Source organism: Streptomyces agglomeratus (assembly GCF_001746415.1).
Taxonomy (GTDB): Bacteria; Actinomycetota; Actinomycetes; order Streptomycetales; family Streptomycetaceae; genus Streptomyces; species Streptomyces agglomeratus.
Genome location: NZ_MEHJ01000001.1, coordinates 6,566,859 through 6,587,570, shown reverse-complemented (window position 1 = coordinate 6,587,570; position 20,712 = coordinate 6,566,859). Strand labels below are relative to the sequence as shown.

Annotated in this window: 19 protein-coding genes; 7 read left to right on the top strand and 12 right to left on the bottom strand. The window is 72.3% G+C overall.

All coding sequences use genetic code 11. The annotated features are described in order from the left end of the window. Positions 1-62: 62 nt before the first annotated feature. Together AS594_RS28890 and AS594_RS28885 are read left to right on the top strand one after the other, a co-directional pair. Entirely contained in the window at positions 63-1,445 is a 1,383-nt protein-coding gene (locus AS594_RS28890) for an MFS transporter (protein WP_069929764.1), read from the top strand. 268 nt (positions 1,446-1,713) lie between these two features. Then, on the top strand, positions 1,714-2,088 hold the full coding sequence (locus AS594_RS28885) for an RNA polymerase-binding protein RbpA (RefSeq protein WP_014044757.1): 375 nt from the start codon (positions 1,714-1,716) through the stop codon (positions 2,086-2,088). A gap of 160 nt (positions 2,089-2,248) precedes the next feature. Here the strand turns inward: AS594_RS28885 and fxsA are convergent, their stop codons facing one another. The 4 genes from fxsA to AS594_RS28865 form a co-directional block, all read right to left on the bottom strand. Further along, positions 2,249-2,824: an FxsA family membrane protein gene (gene fxsA / locus AS594_RS28880; RefSeq protein WP_069929763.1), complete on the bottom strand. Its 576-nt coding sequence runs from the start codon at positions 2,822-2,824 to the stop codon at positions 2,249-2,251. A gap of 46 nt (positions 2,825-2,870) precedes the next feature. Then, positions 2,871-3,638 carry a polyprenol monophosphomannose synthase gene (locus AS594_RS28875; protein ID WP_069929762.1) on the bottom strand — a complete coding sequence of 256 codons (768 nt, stop codon included), beginning with the start codon at positions 3,636-3,638 and terminating at the stop codon, positions 2,871-2,873. Positions 3,639-4,138: 500 nt separating this feature from the next. Beyond that, entirely contained in the window at positions 4,139-5,785 is a 1,647-nt protein-coding gene (locus AS594_RS28870; protein ID WP_069929761.1) for an amidohydrolase, read from the bottom strand. A 60-nt stretch (positions 5,786-5,845) separates the two neighbouring features. Beyond that, positions 5,846-6,286, bottom strand: a complete 441-nt coding sequence (locus AS594_RS28865) for an Lrp/AsnC family transcriptional regulator (protein ID WP_069929760.1) — start codon at positions 6,284-6,286, stop codon at positions 5,846-5,848. Positions 6,287-6,490: 204 nt separating this feature from the next. Here AS594_RS28865 and AS594_RS28860 point away from each other — a divergent pair, with 204 nt between their 5' ends. Further along, the gene (locus tag AS594_RS28860) at positions 6,491-6,892 is read left to right on the top strand and encodes a hypothetical protein (protein ID WP_069929759.1); all 402 of its coding nucleotides are present in this window, start codon (positions 6,491-6,493) and stop codon (positions 6,890-6,892) included. Between the two features lie 13 nt (positions 6,893-6,905). Here the strand turns inward: AS594_RS28860 and AS594_RS28855 are convergent, their stop codons facing one another. The 4 genes from AS594_RS28855 to AS594_RS28840 form a co-directional block, all read right to left on the bottom strand. After that, entirely contained in the window at positions 6,906-8,006 is a 1,101-nt protein-coding gene (locus AS594_RS28855) for a phosphotransferase family protein (RefSeq protein WP_069929758.1), read from the bottom strand. Between the two features lie 40 nt (positions 8,007-8,046). Then, positions 8,047-9,171 carry an Rv3169 family protein gene (locus tag AS594_RS28850; RefSeq protein ID WP_069929757.1) on the bottom strand — a complete coding sequence of 375 codons (1,125 nt, stop codon included), beginning with the start codon at positions 9,169-9,171 and terminating at the stop codon, positions 8,047-8,049. A 427-nt stretch (positions 9,172-9,598) separates the two neighbouring features. Continuing rightward, entirely contained in the window at positions 9,599-10,771 is a 1,173-nt protein-coding gene (locus AS594_RS28845; RefSeq protein ID WP_069929756.1) for an acyl-CoA dehydrogenase family protein, read from the bottom strand. A gap of 159 nt (positions 10,772-10,930) precedes the next feature. After that, positions 10,931-11,560, bottom strand: coding sequence for a TetR/AcrR family transcriptional regulator (locus tag AS594_RS28840; RefSeq protein WP_069929755.1), 630 nt, complete (start codon positions 11,558-11,560; stop codon positions 10,931-10,933). A gap of 280 nt (positions 11,561-11,840) precedes the next feature. Here AS594_RS28840 and AS594_RS28835 point away from each other — a divergent pair, with 280 nt between their 5' ends. Both AS594_RS28835 and AS594_RS28830 read left to right on the top strand, forming a co-directional pair. Continuing rightward, the gene (locus tag AS594_RS28835) at positions 11,841-12,362 is read left to right on the top strand and encodes a DUF6230 family protein (RefSeq protein WP_420877904.1); all 522 of its coding nucleotides are present in this window, start codon (positions 11,841-11,843) and stop codon (positions 12,360-12,362) included. Further along, positions 12,359-13,300 carry a DUF6114 domain-containing protein gene (locus AS594_RS28830; RefSeq protein ID WP_176733188.1) on the top strand — a complete coding sequence of 314 codons (942 nt, stop codon included), beginning with the start codon at positions 12,359-12,361 and terminating at the stop codon, positions 13,298-13,300. The genes AS594_RS28835 and AS594_RS28830 overlap by 4 nt, the downstream gene beginning before the upstream one ends. 11 nt (positions 13,301-13,311) lie before the next feature. Here AS594_RS28830 and AS594_RS43095 read toward each other — a convergent pair whose 3' ends face one another. Together AS594_RS43095 and AS594_RS28825 are read right to left on the bottom strand one after the other, a co-directional pair. Further along, positions 13,312-13,479, bottom strand: coding sequence for an SCO1431 family membrane protein (locus AS594_RS43095; protein WP_107357877.1), 168 nt, complete (start codon positions 13,477-13,479; stop codon positions 13,312-13,314). A 72-nt stretch (positions 13,480-13,551) separates the two neighbouring features. Continuing rightward, a complete protein-coding gene (locus tag AS594_RS28825) occupies positions 13,552-14,898 on the bottom strand; it encodes a peptidase C39 family protein (RefSeq protein WP_069930846.1) in 1,347 nt (448 codons plus the stop codon). Between the two features lie 247 nt (positions 14,899-15,145). Between AS594_RS28825 and AS594_RS28820 the strand changes: the two genes are divergently transcribed. Both AS594_RS28820 and AS594_RS28815 read left to right on the top strand, forming a co-directional pair. Further along, complete coding sequence (locus AS594_RS28820) at positions 15,146-15,784, top strand: uridine kinase family protein (RefSeq protein ID WP_069929753.1); 639 nt, start codon at positions 15,146-15,148, stop codon at positions 15,782-15,784. A gap of 342 nt (positions 15,785-16,126) precedes the next feature. Further along, positions 16,127-18,064 (top strand): AAA family ATPase, encoded by a 1,938-nt coding sequence (locus AS594_RS28815; RefSeq protein WP_079144360.1) that lies wholly within the window; start codon positions 16,127-16,129, stop codon positions 18,062-18,064. A 36-nt stretch (positions 18,065-18,100) separates the two neighbouring features. On the opposite strand, the gene AS594_RS28810 is transcribed toward AS594_RS28815, so the two are convergent. Together AS594_RS28810 and AS594_RS28805 are read right to left on the bottom strand one after the other, a co-directional pair. Further along, positions 18,101-19,195 carry a hemolysin family protein gene (locus AS594_RS28810; RefSeq protein ID WP_069929751.1) on the bottom strand — a complete coding sequence of 365 codons (1,095 nt, stop codon included), beginning with the start codon at positions 19,193-19,195 and terminating at the stop codon, positions 18,101-18,103. Beyond that, the gene (locus AS594_RS28805; protein ID WP_069929750.1) at positions 19,192-20,526 is read right to left on the bottom strand and encodes a hemolysin family protein; all 1,335 of its coding nucleotides are present in this window, start codon (positions 20,524-20,526) and stop codon (positions 19,192-19,194) included. The genes AS594_RS28810 and AS594_RS28805 overlap by 4 nt, the downstream gene beginning before the upstream one ends. Positions 20,527-20,712: the final 186 nt, after the last annotated feature.

Genomic DNA, 20,712 nt, shown 5'->3' with positions numbered 1-20,712 from the left:
CACGGAACGCCCGCCCCGTGGTCCGGTCCGCGACGGCACGGGGACGAGCGAGGGGGCACCCGGTGAGCGCTGGCACCGTGGACCGTACGGACGGCACGCAGGAGGGGGACGGCCCCGGCGGAGCGGCCGTCCGCAGGCGCGAACAGCGCGGCTGGTACTTCTACGACTTCGCGTGCTCCGTCTACTCCACGAGTGTGCTCACCGTCTTCCTCGGCCCCTACCTCACGACGGTCGCGAAGGCGGCGGCGGACGCGGACGGCTTCGTCCACCCCCTGGGCATCCCGGTACGGGCGGGCTCGGTGTTCGCGTACGCCGTCTCGGTGTCCGTCGTGGTGGCCGTCCTCGTCATGCCGCTGGTGGGCGCGGTCGCCGACCGTACGGGCCGCAAGAAGCCCCTGCTGGCCGCCGCCGCGTACACCGGGGCGGGTGCCACGGCGGGCATGTTCTTCCTGGACGGCGACCGCTACCTGCTGGGCGCGCTCCTGCTGATCGTCGCCAACGCGGCGCAGTCCGTTTCGATGGTGCTCTACAACGCGTACCTCCCCCAGATCGCGGAGCCGCACGAGCGCGACCGGGTCTCCTCGCGGGGCTGGGCCTTCGGCTACACGTCGGGCGCGTTCGTGCTCGTCCTCAACCTCGTCCTCTACTCCGGTCACGAGAGCTTCGGGATATCGGAGTCCACCGCCGTACGGATCTGCCTGGCCTCGGCCGGGCTGTGGTGGGGCGCGTTCACGCTCGTACCGCTGCGCCGGCTGCGCGACCGGAGGGTGGGGGCGCGCGGCGGGGAGGGTGCGGGCAGGGTCGGTGCCGGATGGCGTCATCTGATCGCGACCGTCAAGGACATGCGCCGCCACCCCCTGACGCTGTCCTTCCTGCTGGCCTATCTGGTCTACAACGACGGCGTGCAGACGGTGATCTCCCAGGCATCCGTCTACGGGTCCGAGGAGCTCGGCCTCGACCAGACGACCCTCATCACGGCGATCCTGCTGGTCCAGGTGCTCGCGGTGGCCGGGGCGCTCGGCATGGGCCGGCTGGCCCAGCGGTTCGGCGCCAAGCGCACCATCCTGGGCTCGCTGGCCGCCTGGACCCTGACGATCGGCGCCGGATACTTCCTGCCGGCCGGTGAGCCCGTCTGGTTCTACGCCCTGGCGGCGGCGATCGGCCTGGTCCTCGGCGGCAGCCAGGCCCTCTCGCGGTCCCTCTTCTCACACCTGGTGCCGCGCGGCAAGGAGGCGGAGTACTTCTCGGTCTACGAGATGAGCGACCGGGGCATGAGCTGGCTGGGCCCGCTGGTCTTCGGGCTCGCCTACCAGCTGACCGGCAGCTACCGGGACGCGATCATCTCGCTCGTGGCCTTCTTCGCGGTGGGGTTCGCGCTGCTCGTACGGGTACCCGTACGGCGGGCCGTGGAGGCGGCGGGAAACCCCGTGCCGGAGCGAATTTAGACACGTGAAGTGAAAGGCCGGTAGTGTACGCCTTTGGCCTGCCAGGCGGACCGTTACTGCGCGGTCGGATATCGACAACGCTGGGTGACACCTGCTGCCAGAAGTGACAAACCGGGCACTGGTGGGTACCCAACTTTTTGGGAAAAGCAGCGGCACGACGGGCGACGCATGACCCGCAACGGGAATCTTTACCGCCGACCGGACGTTGACCGGATGACGACGACAGCGACACCTGTCCTGTGGGCGACAAGCCCGGGAGGCACGATTCATGAGTGAGCGAGCTCTCCGCGGCACGCGACTCGTGGTTACAAGCTACGAGACCGACCGCGGCATCGATCTGGCCCCGCGCCAGGCGGTGGAGTACGCATGCCCGAACGGACATCGATTTGAGATGCCGTTCTCGGTAGAGGCAGAAATCCCGCCGGAGTGGGAGTGCAAGGCGTGCGGCGCCACGGCACTCCTGGTGGACGGCGACGGGCCTGAGGAGAAGAAGGGCAAGCCCGCGCGTACGCACTGGGACATGCTCATGGAACGGCGCACCCGCGAGGAGCTCGAAGAGGTCCTGGCCGAAAGGCTTGCGGTACTGCGATCCGGCGCCATGAACATCGCGGTGCATCCGCGGGACAGCCGCAAGTCCGCGTAACGCCCCGGCGTTGCGCCTGACGGCAGTCAGCACCACAACAAGAGCCGCGGGGGTGTGACACAGCGAGTCTGTGTCACACCCCCGCGGCTCTTTCATGCCCCGGGGCCGGCTCGCGCACCGCTGACCGGACCCGGCTCAGAGGGTCAGTGGCGGACGGGGCTCAGGGGGTCAGTGGCGGACGCGGGCCGTCGTCGTCGCGCCGGGGCGCGGGCGCCCCGTCCTGCCTGATGACCTCACCCTGTACGACCTTGCCGTCCGGCCGGTGAATACGAGCCTGCTGGAAGGCGTCGCCCAAGCCGCCGGCGCGGGCGGCGCTGATCCGGCGTTCCAGGGAACGCTCGGCGCGCCTTCCAAGGAACGACCGCACGGGCGGTACGAGCAGCAGCAGCCCCGCCACGTCGGAGACCATCCCAGGCAGCATCAGCAGCAGGCCGCCCAGCATCAGGAAGCCGTTGCCGCTGCTCCCCCGGCGCTGGTCGGGCGTCTCGCCCGCCTGCTGGCGCCGGAGCGTCTCGGTGAGGTTCTGGAACGCGCGCCGGCCCGCACGCTTGGTGACCACGGCGCCGAGCACGACGCCCGCGAGCAGCAGCAGGAAGACAGTGAAGCCTCCGGCGGCTCCGGCCACCACGTTCAGCAGCCAGATCTCGAGCACCAGCCAGGCGACGACGCCGAGCGGTACGAGAGTGCGGGCGCGCGAGCGCTTGGGAACTGTCGGGGGCGGTGCGCCGGTCGTCATGCCCCCAGTGTGCCTGTACGGGCGCCTGGACGGCGTAAAGGGGTGGTCAGGAGGGCTTGCGCCCCAGCAGCTTGTTCGCCCGGGAGCCGACGCCCCAGGCCGTCACGCGCCACAGCGCCTCGACGACGATGTCCCGGCTCATCTTGCTGTCGCCCAGCTCCCGCTCGACGAAGGTGATGGGTACCTCGACGACGTTGTACCCGGCCTCGACCGCGCGGCGGGCCAGGTCGACCTGGAAGCAGTACCCCTGGGAGGCGACGTCTTCGAGGCCCAGCCCTTCGAGCGTCTGCGCCCGGAAGGCCCGGAAGCCGCCCGTGACGTCGCGGATCGGCACCCCGAGCAGCACCCGCGAGTACGTGCTGCCGCCGCGCGAGAGCACCTCGCGGTGCTTGGGCCAGTTGACGACGCGTCCGCCCGGCACCCAGCGCGAGCCGAGCACCAGGTCGGCGCCCTTAAGCGCGGTGAGCAGGCGGGGCAGCTCCTCGGGCTGGTGCGAGCCGTCGGCGTCCATTTCCACGAGTACGCCGTAGTCGTGCTCGATGCCCCAGCGGAAGCCGGCCAGGTAGGCCGCGCCCAGCCCTTCCTTGCCCTTGCGGTGCAGGACGTGGACCTGGTCGTCCACGGCCGCGATCTCGTCGGCGATCTTGCCCGTGCCGTCGGGGCTGTTGTCGTCGGCGACCAGGACGTGCGCGTCGGGCACGGCGGCACGCACCCGGGAGACGATCGGCTTGATGTTCTCGGCCTCGTTGTAGGTGGGAATGATCACCAAGGCTCTGCCGAGCGGGCCGTAACGCCTCTGACCGCCGTCGTTCACTGCTTCCCCTTAATGTCCGTACACCGTTGCCCCACCATAGCGAGCGTGGTCGGCGGGCCTGCACGGATGTCGCCGGGAGAAAACGGACGTCGTTCTGCGGGTCGGGGCCCGGTGTCCTTCGGGCCGGCCCCGGGCCCGCCGGCTGCGGGTCGGCCGAGAGCCGTTGTCTACTGAACGTCCGGGCCCCACCCGGGTCCCACCTGCCGGTCGGCTGAACCCTTTCCTCGCCCCCGAGGCGCGGGCGCTGAACCTGGCTCCGAGTACTGGTGCGCCGGTGCGGCACACCACCCCATGACCCAGCGGCGTTCGACGACTGCGTGGAGGTTTGCCGGCCGGACGTCCTGCGGTGGACTCGGCCGAACCTACCCGCCGGTGGGCGCTTTCTGTCAACAGTCGGTCGACCTGGGGTGTTTGTTCAAATCAGCAGGTCAGTGCGGAGGGTGCCCAGGCGACACCGGACCCCCCGGGAACACCGATCGGCGGTACGCGGCCCGCGCACATCACTCGTTCGGCCTCACATACACCGTTTGTCCCCGGACCACGGTGCGCAGGCAGACGGGGAGTCCGGCGCCGGGCGTGAGGTCCGGCAGACCGGGCGTACCCGAGCGGGGGTCGGTCGACCAGCGGGCGACGCGGTCGTCCGGCGCCTGCACCACCAGCTCGTCGGCCCGCCAGACCGCGTAGTCGGCGGGGGCGCCCGGGACCAGGGTGCCCGCGTCGTCGCGTCCGACGGCGCGCCAGCCCCCGCGCGTGTGGGCGGTGAAGGCGGCGCGTACGGAGATGCGGTGCCCGGGGGTGCGGTGGAAGGCGGCGGCGCGGACCGTGCCCCACGGGTCGAGCGGGGTGACGGGGCTGTCGGAGCCGAAGGCCAGCGGCACCCCGGCACGGAGCATCGCGGCGTACGGGTTGAGCGTACGGGCCCGCTCGGCGCCCAGGCGCCGGGCGTACATCCCCTCCTCGCCGCCCCACGCGGCGTCGAAGGCGGGCTGTACGGAGGCAGTGAGGCCGAGCTCGGCGAAGGCGGCGACGGTGTCCGGGGTGAGCATCTCGGCGTGCTCGACGCGGTGGCGGGCGGCGCGGATCCGGGCGAGGCCGACCTTCCCGGCCGCGGCGCGCACCCCGTCGACGACGGAGGTGAGTGCGGCGTCGCCGATGGCGTGGAAGCCCGCCTGGAGCCCGGCCTCGGTGCAGGCGGCGACGTGGGCGGCGACGGCGGCCGTGTCGAGGTACGCGGTGCCGGTGTGCGGGGCGTCGGCGTAGGGAGCGTGCAGGCAGGCGGTGTGCGAGCCGAGGGACCCGTCGACGAAGAGGTCGCCGGCGGCGCCGACCGCACCGAGTTCGCGCACGCGTTCGGCGTCCTTCGCACCTGTGACCTGCTCGGCCCAGTAGCCGAAGACGCGCGGGCCGGGTTCCCCGGCAGCCAGCTTCAGCAGGCCGGTGAAGTCGTCCTCGTCGGAGATGTCCGGGCCCGCGCACTCGTGGACCGTCCCGATGCCGAGGGAGGCCGCGTGGGCGAGCGCCGCGCGCTGCGCCTCGGCGCGCTGCCGCGGTGTGACCGCGCCGTGCGCCGCCGCGCGTACGGCGTGATGGGCGGCGGCGGTCAGGGGGGCGTCCCGGTGGTAACCCGTCAGGCCGGTGACGCCGGGGACCAGGTCGAGGAGGGCGGTGGTGACGACGGCCGAGTGGACGTCGATCCGGGGCAGGTACAGCGGCCGGCCGCCGGCCGCCTCGTCGAGTTCGGCGCGGGTCGGGGGCCGCTGCTCGGGCCAGCGGGTGGCGTCCCAGCCGTGGCCGAGGAGGATCCGGCCCGCCGGGGCCGCCGCGGCGTGCGCCCGGACGAGGTCCAGGGCGGCGGCGAGGCTGCTCGCGGCGGAGAGGTCCAGGCCGGTGAGCGCGAGGCCGGTGGACGTGGTGTGCACGTGTGCGTCCGTGAACGCGGGGGTGACCAGAGCTCCTTCGAGGTCGATCACCTCGTCGACGCCCTGCGCGAAGGCGTCGGCCGCCCCTTCGGAGCCCACCCAGGCCACATGTCCGCGCTCGACGACCATCGCGGTGGCGAAGGGGTCGGCGGGGCTGTGGACCTCCCCGCCGCGCAGCAGCACGGTGCGGTGGTCGGCCTGGGGGGCGGCAGTGTTGTGCTCGGTCATGGTGAACAGTCTCGCCCCTCGCGCGGGACGCGCCGTGCGCGGGGGCGGTGGCCGGGAGGGTCAGACCTGCGGCGGCCTGGCTTCGTACGGGGTCGACAGGACCACGGTGGTACGTGTGGACACGCCGGCCAGGGAACGGATCCGGGTCAGCAGATGCTCCAGTTCCAGCGGGGTGGCGACGCGCACCTTGAGGATGTAGTTCTCGTCGCCCGCCACGCTGTGGCACGCCTCGATCTCGGGCACGCCCGAGAGCCGTTCCGAGATGTCGTCGGGGGCGCTGGGGTCGAACGGTTTCACCGAGATGAACGCGGTGAGCGGCAGCCCGACGGCCTCGGGGTCGACAACGGCGGCGTACCCGCGGATGACCCCCCGCTGCTCCAGCCTGCGCACGCGCTGGTGCACGGCCGAGGTGGACAGGCCAGTGGCCTTGCCCAGGTCGGTGTAGCTCATCCGCCCGTCCTTGACGAGCAAATCCACGATCTGACGATCCAGCTCCTCCATAGCCGGTCAACCTATTGCCCCGGAGCCCCTCAGGCACAGCCGGGAGGCCCCTTGAGGGGCATCTGCGGCGGGCATGTGACGAACGCCATAGGTCTGCGGCCGTGTCCGTCGGGCAGGCGCGATTACCGCGCGTGCGCGAGGGGAAGTGCTTGCTGTGGTCGAGGCCGCAGCGCCTTGTCGGCCCACCCGAGGGGGAGTGTCTCCATGCAGAATCTGAAGCGCACCGGACGTACCGAACCGGAGCCTGTTGAACCCGTCGACGACGAGATCGACGATTTCGACGCGTACGACACCTTTGAAATGTTCCGGGTCATCTGCCCGGACTGCGCCCAGCCGATCGCGCTGCTCGCGGACGAGAACGTCCTGCCCGAGCACGCGAAGTGCCCCACTCCGTGGAACCCGTTCGGGCTCACGGCGTGCGCCGGCACCGGACGCCCGGCCGCCGACGCCAAGCCCGCCGACGAGACGCTGGAGGTCCAGGAGCAGGAAACGGCGCTGCTGTTGACGCTCCCCCAGGGACTCGACTGGCGGACGCAGCCGTTCTCGCACGTCGGCGGTCCCGGCTCGCGTCCGCTCAAGGTCTCGCAGCTGCGGCGCGCCGCCTAGCGCGGGGCCGCCTTCAGGGCACCTCCCAGTACGTCCCGTTCACCATCGCCTCCAGCGACGCCCGGTGCAGGATCATGGTGTCCGGGTCCTCAGGGACCCGGACCTCGCCGAAGTGCACCTGCCGGTAGGCGATGCGCAGCATCACGACGGCGTGCCGCAGGGCGGCGTACAGCGTGTGGAACTCCATGTCCCGCGGTGTGTGGCCGGTGAGTTCGGCGTACCGCCGCTCGACGGCGTCGCGCCGCAGGAAATCCGGCAGGCCGCTCTGGCCGAATCCCACCGTGAGGTCCTGGAAGAAGCGGTGCAGGTACACCGTCCAGGCCAGGTCGAGTTCGCGCGGCCCGCAGGACGCCATCTCCCAGTCGAGTACGGCGGCGGGCTCGAAGCCGTCGTAGACGATGTTGCCGATCCGGGCGTCGCCCCAGCTCAGCACGGACGGACCGGTGTCGTCGGGCCAGTGCGCCTCCAGCCAGTCGAAGGCGGACTCGATGAGCGGGGAGCGGGCGACGCCGTCCACCACCCAGTCGTAGTACGCCCGTTGGGCCTCGACGTGGCGGCGCAGCGGGCTGCCGGGGCCCGGCGCCATCAGGAACTCCGCATCCTTCGCCGGGAACTGGTCGTGCAGGCGCGCGAGGACGCGCAGCGTCGCGTCCTGGAGCCGCGCGCGTTCGGCGTCGGATGCGGCGTGCAGCCAATTGCCCTCGTACGTATAGGGCATGACGTCGGGCGGGACGCGGCCCTCGGCGCGCTCCATGACGAAGAAGGGTGCTCCGAGCGGCCCCGGGTCCTCCTCCAGCCACAGCACGCGCGGCACCGGCACATCGGTGTGCGCGGCGACCAGGCTCATGACGCGGTGCTGGCGGGCCATGTCGTAGACGGGGAACACGCTGTACGCGGCGGGGTCCGCGGCCAGTCTCAGGGCGCAGGCGGACACCGGCGCGGCCGGGTGGTAAAGGTCGAACAGCAGCGTCTCGCTGGACATGCCGTTGGAGGCGGGCGCGTCGACGCCGGCGACGCGCGCGCCGGGCAGCCGGGCGCCGAGCCAGGCGGTGAGGCGCCGGGCCAGATCCTTGGGGTCGCGGGTGGTCGTGCGGGGGCGGGGTGCGGTTGCCATGCCGTACTCCTGTCGGGAAGGCGACGCTCGGGTGGCGCCCTCAGGGCGCGACGGACGCGTAGCCGGTGAAGCCGCTCGGGTCGTGGCGGCCGAACGTGCCGTGCTCGAAGATGCCGTGACCGGTCTGCCCGTCGAGGGTGAAGCGGGCGGCGTGGTCGGTGACTCCGTACGCCGCCATGGGGTGGGCGGCGGGATCGGAGAGGTCGTACGTACGCCGGTCCGTCCAGCCCCGGCCCTGCCAGCTGCCGTGCTGCCAGTCGGCCGCGGGCGGGTAGCCTGCGCCGACGGCCAGCGGTGAGGAGCTGAGGATCTCGACGCCGAGCTCCAGCGGTTCGCGGCCGGGGCCCGTGAGATGGATGAGGGCGCGTTCGGGGTGGCGGGTGCCCGGGCGGTAGGTGATGTCGGCGTGCGGCCAGCCGAGCTGGACGTCGCGCTCGCCCTCGCGCACCAGCAGCGCCTCGTTCAGGGTGCGGTGGCCGTCGGCGTCCTCCTGGGCGATCACCATCAGGAAGCGGTCGTCGAAGACCGCCGGGACCCAGAGCCAGTGGAAGCCCTCGGGCCGGTGCTCCTCGGCGGCCCGGCCGCCGTCCTCGCCGGGAATCGGCCGTACGCCCCAGCTCCGGTCGCGGGTGCCGGTCCACTCCCCCGCGGCGAGCCGTATCTCCTGTCCCCCGGCGCGGATCACGCCCGTACAGCCGCCCGCCTGGACGAAGCGGCGGCCTTCGAGCATCAGGCGGTCGCCGCGCCGCTGGACGTGGTGCGGCTCCCAGACGGCGGGGAAGGCGGCCGTCCAGGTGATCTCGTACGCGAGGGAGTCCGGGTCGGCCGGGTCGGGGTCGCAGCGGAGCGTGAAGCGGCGCAGCGGCTCGTCGACGGTGATCCGCAGCGGCCCGACGGCGAGGTTCATCCGGTCGTCGGTGAGGGCGTCGGAGGCGCGTACGGCGTGCAGCAGGTCGCCGGTGCGCAGGGTCGCGTAGGCGTCGATCACTCCGGTGTTCGGATAGACGCCCAGTCCGGCGATGAGCAGGGCGCGGCCGGTGTGGTCGACGACGTGGAAGATGCAGCGGTCATAGGTGTTGCGGTCCCCCGTGGCGACGTGCTTCATCGACAGCGGGGCCTGGTGGATCGGGTACTCGTCGAGCGCGATGGGGCGGTCCTCGGCCACGGCGGTCCTCCTGGGCGCGGACGTAGCGGGAGCGGGATACGGCGTACGCGTCGCCCGGTGGCGCGGTCCCCGGCGGCGGATTTGACGGTACGTCAGAAAGCGCGTCCAGGGCCATACGCGCGTCGTCGCCCGGGGTGCCGGGGTTCACCGCGCGAACGGACGCCCGAATGACGCGGGCGATAACCCGGGCGGCCTTGCGGCTGTTGGCCCGATATGACCCTGCGATACACCCAGGTCGGCGACGGACGCCGGCGTCTCGTTCCCCCGCCCTCCGCTACCGCAGAATCGGTTCCGCATCCCTCGGACCCGCCCCTCTACCGGGCCCTCCTGCGCCAGTGGCACCACCACGGCCGCACCCTGCCGGGACGCCGCGACCCGGAGTGGACCCGGCTCGTGGCGTCCCCGGCATGGCCGGAGGCGGGGCGGTTCAGCGCGTCTCGGGACCCAGGAGACGGCGGGCGATGACCATGCGCTGAATCTGGTTCGTACCCTCGACGATCTGGAGCACCTTCGCCTCGCGCATGTAGCGCTCGACGGGGAAGTCCAGTGTGTAGCCGTAGCCGCCGAGCACCTGGACGGCGTCGGTCGTCACGCGCATCGCCGCGTCCGTGCAGAAGAGCTTCGCCATCGCGGCTTCCCGCGAGAACGGCCGCCCGGCGTCCCGCAGGCGCGCCGCCGCCAGGTACAGCGACCGGCCGGCCTCGATCTGGGTGGCCATGTCGGCGAGCATGAAGCGCAGGCCCTGGAAATCGGCGATCGGACGGCCGAACTGCTGCCGCCCGGTGGCGTACGAGGCGGCCTCCTCCAGGGCCGCCTGGGCGACGCCGATCGCGCAGGCCGCGATCCCGAGGCGGCCGGAGTCGAGCGCGGACAGCGCGATCGCGAAGCCCTGCCCTTCCTCGCCGACGCGGCGGGAGTCCGGGACCCGTACGCCGTCGAAGTTGAGCTGGGCCGTGGGCGAGCCCTTCATGCCCATCTTCTTCTCGGGCGCCGCGGCGTTCAGCCCCTCCGCGTCTCCGGGCACCAGGAAGGCCGTGATGCCCCGGGCGCCCTCACCGCCCGTACGGGCGAGGACGGTGTAGAAGTCGGCGACGCCGCCGTGGGTGATCCAAGCCTTGGTACCGGTGATCACCCAGTCGTCGCCGTCGCGCACGGCCTTGGTGCGCAGCGAGGCCGCGTCGGACCCGGAGGCGGGCTCCGAGAGGCAGTAGGCGCCGAGGAGGCCGCCGCCGAGCATCGCGGGCAGATGCGCGGCCTGCTGCTCCTTGGTGCCGTAGCCCGCCAGGGCGTGGCAGGCGAGGCTGTGGACGCTGACGCCGAGGCCGACCGTGAGGCGGGCGGCGGCGAGCTCTTCGAGTACCTGGAGGTAGACCTCGTACGGCTGGTCTCCGCCGCCGTACTCGGCGTCGTACGGCAGACCGAGCAGACCGGATTCGGAGAGCAGCGCGAAGATCTCGCGCGGGAAGTGCCCGGCGTCCTCCTCGGCTGCGGCCCGGGGGGCTATCTCCCGCTGGATCATGTCGCGCACGAGCGCGAGCAGATCCCGGGACTCCTCGGTGGGCAGCTGACGTTCCACCGGCTGCGGGGCGCGGTCGGGCATGGGGGCGCTCTCCTCCCTGTCGGGCGCTGCGGCGGTCGCGCGCGCAGGGTGTGGCGGCGCCGCCGGTCTCTCTGCCTGTCCGCCGGCACCCCTCCGGATCACGGAAGTCGCTGGCCAGCGGCTGTGGCGCGTTGAGTATGCCCGATGGATCGGCTTCCGTCACGGGGTGCCGGACGGCGCGGGGCAGCTCGGCTCCAGTTCCTCGATCGTACGGAGCGTCGCACGCAGCAGCCTGGTGAGCAGCTCGCGCACGGCGTCGCGGTCGGGCTCCTGGTGACCCAGCCATTCCAGCGTCACCCCTTCGACGCCGGCCATCCAGCCGACCAGGGCCAACCGGGCGGTCGGCGGGATGTCGCGGCGGCCGTACGCGCCCTCCGCGATGGTGGCGATCAGCTCCTCGCGGACCGCGTCCCGGACGGCCTGCACCTCGGTGTCGAAGCCGACGCCGCCGGTGACGATCGTGCGGTACGCGGCCTGGTGGTGCTGGGCGTAGCGCAGGTATCCGTCGATGGTGCGCCTCAGGCGCTCGGCGGCCGGCAGGTCCCGCTCGCCGGCCGGCCGTGCGACGAGTCCGGCGAGCGAGTCCTCGACGATGGCGAGGTAGTAGCCGCGTTTGCTCTTGAAGTAGTAGTAGATCAAGCCCTTGGCCACGCCCGCGTGCCGCGCGATGTCGTCCATCGACAGCGCGTCGTACGACGTGTCGGCGAACAACTTGCGCCCGGTCGCGATGAGTTCGGCGCGGCGCACCTGCGATCGCTCGCTGGAACCACGCTGTTGACTAATATTCAATACCGGCCCTAGTCTCCAACTGCCACAGCATGTCCGCAGTATGGCAGACCTGCGCGAACTCCCTTTTGGCTGCGGCCTGTCGGCGGATTTTCCACGCACACGCACGCACACGCACGCACGCGCACGGCACCTCCACGCACCTCCACGCACTTCCCCCGCGCACCACGACGACGTTCGGGAGGAACAAGTGAGCGCAGCGAAGCAGCCGCCTGCCGAGGGCAGGACGGCATGGAAGAAGACAGCGGTCGTCGCGACGCCGGCGGTCCTCGCCGTCGGCGTGATGGCGTCGCTGATGGGCCAGGGAGCACTGGCCGCGTCGTTCGCCGTGTCGGGGACGAGTTTCCAGGTGGCCTCGGGAAAGCTGACGAGCCAGGGGCTGTCCAGTTACGTACAGACGGACCGCTCGGCGGACGGCAAGGGCCATCCGGTCGCCCTCCTCGGCATCGGAGACGCGAGGCTCAGCGACATCTGTCAGGCCGCCGAAGTCGCGACCCCGGTCGGCAAGGTCGTCTTCAAGCTCACGGCGGGCGGTGAGGCCGGTGAGGTGACGGCCAGCAGCCTCGTCATCGACGCCGAGGACCTGGTCGGCGACGCCCGCTTCGGCACGGCGCAGATCGGCCGGGACGCCTCGACCCTGGACCAGGTGCCCGGGATCAAGGGCGGGGCCGGGAAGTTCGGGCTCCAGGCCGGGGACATCGAGGTCGCGGGCGTCAGGTCGCACGCCTGGTCGGCGACCGGCGGGAACTTCCGGCTGAAGGGGCTCAGCATCGACGTGAGCCTGGACGGCGAGAAGTGTTTCTGACCCGCCGCTCGGACCGGGAGCGGCCGGCGGAGCGGCTGCCCGGCCCGGACCTGCGGCGCAGGCTGCGGGCCTGGCGGCGGACCCGCCCGTTCTGGGGCGGGCTGCTGCTGATGCTCGGCGGCACCGAACTGCTGCTGGTGCCCCTGTCCCCGCTGACCGTCCTGGTCAGCCTCGGGCTCGGCGGGCTCGCGGCCATCGGCATCGGGCTCGCGCTGATCGCGGCGGGCCTGTTCCTGTGGTTCCTGCCGCACACCCGCCACTACGTGAGCGTCCACGCGCTGCTGCTGTCCGTCCTGTCCTTCGCCGCGACCAATCTCGGCGGCTTCGTCGTCGGGACGGTGCTGGGCATCGCGGGCAGCGCGATGGGCTTCGGCTGGACGCCCGTACAGCAGGAGCGGCGGGAGGATCCGGACACGCCCTCGCCGTTGCGCGACGGTCAGGGGCCTCGGACGCTCGCGGCCGCGCTGCCGGTCGTACTGCTGGCGGCGCTCGCCCAGAGCCCGGTGCAGAAGGCGCCCGGGCCGGGGCCCGTCGTCGCGGCGCGTACGCCGCCGACCGTGACCACCACGCTGTTCGCGCCGCACGGGTTCCTGATCGCCGGTGTACGGGAGGTGCCGACCGCCGACGGGCCCGTGAAGGCGATGGTGCTCAGGATGCGGTCGGCCTCCCTCACCGACTACCGGCTCAGGACCCGCGACGGCCGGGACGAACTGGCCCTGCGGGCCGACACCCTCGACCTGCGCGGTGATGTGACGCTCTACCTCACCAAGTTCAGCGGCTGTCTGGAGGGCATCCTCTGTCTCACCTTCACCCCGGACGGCCTGCCGGTGCCGCCGGTGGTGCCGCCGTTCGTCTTCATGACCGATGTCAGCGCCGAACAGGCGCTGGTCACCTCGGACGTGATCGTCACGGACGGGCTGACCCTGGAGGCGTCGTGACCCGGAACGCGCTACATGAGCCCGGCCCGGGTGACGAACATGGCCAGGACCACGACGAGGGTCCAGCCCATGAGGTGCTCCAGCAGGCGGGGTCCGTCCTCGTCGGGGCCGCCGGTGCGGTCCCTGGTTCCGGCGGCGGCGAGGCCGGCGCGGGTGATGGCGGCGGTGGTCGCGGTCATGGAATCCACAGTGCCTCCGGGACCACGCCCAGGGGTAGATGACGTTCGTCACGCCCCCAGGCGGTCCGACGGTCAGCGGACGCCGACGGCCGCGAGAGCCCGCTCCTGGGCGGCCGTGGGGCGGGCGGGCCAGTAGAGGTAGCAGACACCACCTGTGCCGGACACCACTTTCCCGCTCGCGTTGTAGCGCTTCGTACGGAGCCAGATATTTTCCCACTCGCGGCGCCTGTAGACGCGGCGTACGGCTTCGTTGTCGGGCGAGGCGGGGTCGTTCGCGATCACGTCTCCGTCGGGTGTGAAGCCGATGACGGTCATCAGGTGGCCCGCCGTCCCGTACCCCGCGCCCGTCAGCTCCTCCTTGAGGAAGGACTGCGACGTTATGGCGGGGATGCCCGCGCGGATCAGGGTCTCCAGCTCGGTGAGCGAGTGGAGGCGGGTGACGACCGCGCTCATGTCCTTGTACGTCGCGGCATAAGCGGCGTTGAAGGGCCAGTTGCCGCAGCCGGAGTACTGGTGGTCGAAGGTGAAGCGCGCCGCGTGGCAGACCTGTGGGTCCGCGAACTGCGGATCGACCCAGGCCAGGTCCTCGGCGGTGGGCCCGCGCCCCCAGTACTCGATGATCATCTGCGAGGAGGTGGGGCTGCACCACGCCTCACCGCCGTTGTCGTACTCCGGGTACTGGCCGATGTGGGTGTTTTGCGAGTAGCGCGGGACCACGAGCTCACGGGCGACGCGGGGCTGGGAGGCGGGGACGGTGAAGCGGTCCGGGATGTCGGACGCCATCGCTCCCAGGCGCCACACCGTCGGCGTCAGGTCGGTGCCCGGCTTGCGGTGCAGCGTCAGTCTGAGGCGGTACGAAGCCAGCCGCAGGGCGCCGGCCGAGCTGTTCATGGCGAACGTGTCGGTCCAGACGGTGCTGCGGCCGTCGGTCTGGTCGTCCACCGAGGTGCGCTTGATGTCGGCGTCGCCCGCCGCCCAGCGGCCCATGACGTACCAGGGCGTCGTGGTGCCGTCCGAGTAGGTGCCGCGCAGTTCGACCGCGAGCCAGGTGCCGGGTGGGGTGCGGGCGTTCCAGGAGGCGATGACCTCGGTCGCGGGGACGCCGCAGCGGTGGACCGGGGACGTCCAGGTGGCGCTCTCCCAGGTGGAGGTGGTGCCGGTGTGCGGGTCGGTGTAGTCGGTGCGGCCCGACGGCGTCCCGATGACCAGTCCCGGTCTGCGGCCCGCGAGCATCCTGGTGCCGGCCGCCGCGCCGGAGCGCCAGTCCGCGGCGGAGTACCAGAAGCGGTTGTCGACGAGGCGTGAGGTGGCAGCGCCGGTGGCGACGGCGGCGGCCGGGGCCGTGGACGCCGCGGCGGCGCCGAGTGCCGCGGCGATCGCCGCGGTCAGGACGGTGCGGCGGGAGGTGGGTCCGGTCATGGTCATGGCCCCCGAGTCGGATGCGGATGCGCGGGCAGGTGCACGACAGTGGGCCCACTATGGCCGTGGGGGCGGGCTTCTGCCAGCACTTCGGACCGCGTCGCCGCACCAATATTGGTGTGGACCGGTGGAGTGTGCGCCGGGTGCGCTCCGGGCGGCGGGCGGGCCCGTCCGGCGCGCTCGGCGGCCTTCCGGAGGGCGGCCGGGCGGAAGAACCGGAATCCGGCGCGCCGCCTAGGGTGGAGGCGTGGAACGCCTCGATCAGCTCGCCCGGTCCCTGCTCGCGCTGCCGCCCTCCTGCGGTCCTGTACGGCTGATCGCCGTCGACGGGCACGCCGGCTCCGGCAAGAGCACCTTCGCGGGGCGGCTCGCGGCCGCGCTGGGCGGGGCGCCCGTACTGCATCTCGACGATCTGGCGACCCACGACGAGCTCTTCGAGTGGACCGGACGGCTGCGGGAGCAGGTGACGGGTCCGCTCTCGCGCGGCGAGTGCGCGCGGTACGCGCCGTACGACTGGACGCTGCGGCGCTTCGGCCCCGCCCGCCCGCTGGAGCCGGCGCCCGTCGTGCTGATCGAGGGGGTCGGGGCCGGGCGGGCCGCCGTACGGCCTGATCTCGCGCGGCTGCTCTGGATGGACCTCGGAGCCCGGGAGTCGTGGGCGCGCGGGCGGCATCGGGACGGGCCGGCCCAGGCCGGCTTCTGGGACGGATGGACGGCGGCGGAGACGCGCCACTTCGCCACGGACCCCTCACGGCCGTACGCCGATCTACTGGTGCGGCAGTGCCTGAAGGGGTACGAGTGGCGCGAAGGAACTTCCGCGACAGCGTTGCCGAACCACTCCGTCACGGTGAGTGACCACCAGGCCCCACCCCCGGGAACGGCCTGAAAACCTCCCCCGAGAGTGCCTCAACTCCGCTTGACCCGGGGGCCGTACAGGTCTTACGTTCTCAATGTGCGGCTTTCCGAAGCCGCCGCAGACGCGAAGCCCCCGGTTGTTCCCCCGTGATCGGGGGCTTCGTTCTGCCCACAACGCCCTCCACGGGCGTCGGACGACGCGGTTCGCTCACCCTGGGTCACCGTCACCGCCGGGCCTGGCGGCACCCTTAAGTACGGGCCGCCCACCCGGGTACGATGCCCTTCAGTGCGGTCAATTCCCGTCCGCGACACGGCGGTTCTGAGGGCAGTCGGCGGGCGCGGACCCGGCGGCACATCACAGGGGGCACGGTCTGTGGGGGATGTGACGGATTTCGGCACGCAGGGTGTGAACGCCCCGGCCGACCTCGCCTGGCTGCGTGGTGTCGACGCGTACACGATGGGCGCGTACCCGCAGGCCGAAGACGAATTCAGAGCTGCCGTACGGATGGATCCCGGCATGGCCGACGGCTGGCTCGGCCTGCACGCGCTGCGCGTCGACACCACCACCGCGCTGCTGCGCATGTACCGCCACCGCGAGCGCTTCGGCGAGCAGCGCGCCCGCCACCGGCGGACCCTCAACTCCTGGTACTGGCTCGGCTGGTGGGTCCAGCCCGTCCTGGAGAAGCCGCGCGACCTGCTGCTCGCGCACGCGTCCCACTGGCTCGACGGCCGCCATGTGCCCGAGCTGGACCGGGCGCTGGCGGGGCTGCCGCCGGTGGACGCCGATCCGCAGGTGCGGTTCCTGCACGCCTGCCGCGCGTATCTGGTCAAGGACTGGGAACAGCTCGTACGCCACACCGATCCGCTCGTCGACGACCCGCTGCTCGGCATCGAGACGGGACTCTTCGGCGGTATGGCGCGGGTGCGTCTGGAGATGTACGGGCAGGCCGAGCCCATGCTGTCGGCGGCGCTGATGCGCTGCCGCAGCGAGCAGCCGCAGCGCAAGGAACTGCGCTATTGGCTGGCCCGCGCGCACGAGGGCACCGGGCGCAGCGCGGCGGCGCTGCCCCTCTACCGGGCCGTGCACCGGGTGGACCCGGCCTTCATGGACACCTCGGCCCGGCTCGCGGCCATCGCCGAGGGGGACGGCTACGAGGACTCCGCCGGGTTCGCCGCCGTGTCGCTGGCCGGGATCGGCCAGGACGCGGCGGACGCGGCGGGTGACACGGAGAGTCTCACGGGGCCCGAGGTTCCCGAGGGCGGCCGCGACCTGCTGCTGGGCGGCATGGTCCAGCCGCCGCCGGTCGGCCCGGCGCCGGCCGCCGGCGCCGCCACGGACAGCGGCGTACGGGACAAGGCGGGCGTAGCGCCGAGGCCGGGGGCGGGCGCGGCGCAGGCTTTCCCGGCCGGTCCCTCCGACCCCGCGCTGCTCGCCGAGGCCCTGGCGGAGCTGGAGCGCATGGTCGGCCTCGAACCGGTGAAACGCCAGGTCAAGGCGCTCTCCGCGCAGCTGAACATGGCCCGGCTGCGCGCCGGGCAGGGCCTTCCCGTCCAGCCCCCGAAGCGGCACTTCGTCTTCTCCGGGCCGTCCGGCACCGGCAAGACCACCGTCGCCCGGATCCTCGGCAGGGTGTTCTACGCGCTCGGGCTGCTCGGCGGAGACCATCTGGTCGAGGCCCAACGAGCCGATCTGGTGGGTGAGTTCCTGGGCCAGACCGCCGTCAAGGCGAACGAGCTCATCGATTCGGCCATCGGCGGGGTGCTCTTCGTCGATGAGGCGTACTCCCTCTCCAATTCCGGTTACAGCAAGGGCGACGCGTACGGCGACGAGGCCCTCCAGGTGCTCCTCAAGCGCGCCGAGGACAACCGGGACCACCTCGTCGTGATCCTCGCCGGCTACCCGGAGGGCATGGACCGCCTGCTCGCGGTCAACCCCGGCCTCTCGTCCCGCTTCACGACCCGCGTCGACTTCCCCAGCTACCGGCCCCTGGAACTGACGGCCATCGGCGAGGTGCTGGCCGCCGAGAACGGCGACAGGTGGGACGAGGAGGTGCTGGACGAGCTGCGCAGCATCAGCGGGCACGTCGTCGACCAGGGCTGGATCGATGAGCTGGGCAACGGCCGCTTCCTGCGCACGCTGTACGAGAAGAGCTGCGCGTACCGGGACCTCCGGCTCTCCGGTTACGCCGCCACGCCCACCCGCGACGACCTGGCGACCCTGCGCCTGCCCGACCTGATGCAGGCGTACGGCGAGGTCCTGTCGGGGCGCGGCCCGGCGAACCGGGGGCGGCAGGAGCCGCCCGCGCTCTGAACGCGCGGGCGGCCCACCACGGCGGCGGCTCGTCGGTCACCCGACCAGGGCCGCCGGTTCGTCCGCCGTCGTCGCCGTGTCCTGCGGCGGCCGGGGCGCCGTGACCCGGTGGGCCGGGTCACGCACCTCGCCCACCAGCATCTCCAGTACGTCCTCCAGGGCGACCAGCCCGAGCACCCGCCCCGACCCGTCCGCGACCTGCGCCAGATGCGTCGCCGCGCGGCGCATCACGGACAGGGCGTCGTCCAGGGGCAGTTCGGCGCTCAGCGTCGCCATCGGGCGCCAGACCCGCTGCGGCACCGCCCGCTCCCGCTCCTCCAGGTCGAGTACGTCCTTGACGTGGACGTACCCCATGAAGGCGCCGCCGCCGACGCACACCGGGAAGCGCGAGTAGCCGGTCCGTACAGTCAGCTCCTCGATCTCGCGCGGGGTGACCGAGGGCTTCACTGTGACCAGCGAGGCCCGGTCGAGCAGCACGTCGGTGACCGGCAGGCTGCCCAGCTCCAGGGCGTCCTCCAGGCGCTCCTGCTCGCCGGGCTCCAGGAGCCCCGCCTGGCCCGAGTCCTCGACGAGGCGGTTGAGCTGCTCACTGGTGAACACCGCCTCGACCTCGTCCCTGGCCTCGACCCCGAACAGCCGCAGCACCACCCGCGCGCACGCGCCGAGCGCCGCCGTCACCGGACGGCACAGCCGGGCGAAGCCGACGAGCCCCGGGCTCAGCCACAGAGCGGTCTTCTCGGGCGCCGCCATGGCGAGGTTCTTGGGGACCATCTCGCCGATGACCAGGTGCAGGAAGACGACCACGGCGAGCGCGATCACGTATCCGAGGGGGTGGATCAGCCCCGGCGGCAGGTGCACCGCGTGGAAGACCGGCTCCAGCAGGTGCGCCACGGTCGGCTCCGCGACCGCGCCGAGGGTCAGCGAGCACACGGTGATCCCGAACTGCGCCGCCGCCATCATCTGCGGCAGGTTCTCCAGCCCTTGCATGACCTGCCGGGCGCGTGCCGAGCCCCCGGCGGCCAGTGGCTCGATCTGGCTGCGGCGTACGGAGACGAGCGCGAACTCGGCGCCGACGAAGAAGCCGTTGGCCAGCACCAGGAGGCCCGCGAACAGCAGGTGGAGAACGCTCATCGCACGGCCTCCGTGACGACCGGGGCGGTACGGACGAACCGCACCCGCTCGGCGCGGTAGCGGTCCACCTGGCGCACGCAGATGCGCCACCCGGGCAGTTCGGCGCGGTCGCCGGGGGCCGGGATGCGTCCCAGCAGACCGGCGACCAGGCCGGCCACGGTCTCGTACGGCCCCTCCGGCACTTCGAGACCTATGCGCCGCAGAGTGAGGACCCGGCAGCTGCCGGCGGCCTCCCAGGCCGGACGGCCGTCCTCGGCGGGCGCCGCGGCCAGTTCCGGCCGCTCGGCACCCTCGTCGTCGTGCTCGTCCCTGACCTCGCCCACGAGTTCCTCGACGATGTCCTCCAGGGTGACGACCCCGGCCGTACCGCCGTACTCGTCGACGACGACGGCGATCGGCTGCTCGCTGCGCAGCCGCTCCAGGAGCTGCTGCACGGGGAGCGTCTCGGGCACCATCAGCGGCGGTACGGCGACTCGGGCCACCGGGGTCCGCAGGCGTGCGTGCGGGGGCACGGCGAGTGCGTCCTTGAGCTGGACCATGCCCACGACCTCGTCGATGCGCTCCCGGTAGACGGGGAAGCGCGAGAGGCCGGTGGCGCGGGTGAGGTTGAGTACGTCGGCCGCGGTGGCGGAGGACTGGAGGGCGATCACCTTCACTCGCGGCGTCATGAGGTGCTGCGCGGTGAGTCCGCCGAGCGAGAGGCTGCGTACGAACAGATCGGCGGTGTCCTGTTCGAGGGCGCCGGCCCGCGCCGAGTGACGGGCCAGTGAGACGAGTTCGCCGGGTGTGCGGGCGGAGGCCAGCTCGTCGGTGGGCTCGACGCCCAGCATGCGGACGAGCCGGTTGGCGACCGCGTTCAGCAGGGAGATCACGGGCCGGAACACCGTCGAGAAGATGTGCTGCGGTCCGGCGACGAAGCGCGCGACCTGCAACGGCCGGGACACGGCCCAGTTCTTGGGGACCAGCTCGCCGATCACCATCTGCACGGCGGAGGCGAGCAGCATGCCGACCACGACGGCGACGCCGGAGACGGCTCCCGCGGGTATCCCGGCCGCCCCGAAGGGACCGGCCAGCAGTTCGGCGAGCGCGGGCTGGGCGAGCATGCCGACCACCAGCGAGGTGATGGTGATGCCGAGCTGGGTTCCCGAGAGCTGGAAGGACAGCTCTCGCAGCGCCGCGACGACGGTACGGGCGCGCCGGTCGCCTTCGGCCGCCGCCCGCTCGGCGTCCTGCTTCTCGACGGTGACCAGGCCGAATTCGGCGGCCACGAAGAAGCCGTTGGCGAGGATCAGGAGGAATGCCGCGGCGAGCAGCAGAAGGGGGATGGTCATACCGCCGCCTCGGAGGGTTCACACAAGAGGGCGGCGCGGGTACTGCCGGACGATCCGTCCATTGCTGGAGGGAGTCACTCCTCGGGTCGCAGGTGGCTCCGCGGGCCCGGACGGGACCCCTGAACGCGGAGCGGGGCGCACTCGGCGCCGCCTCCCACAGAGTAAACGGGACGGAGGCGGCGCGGG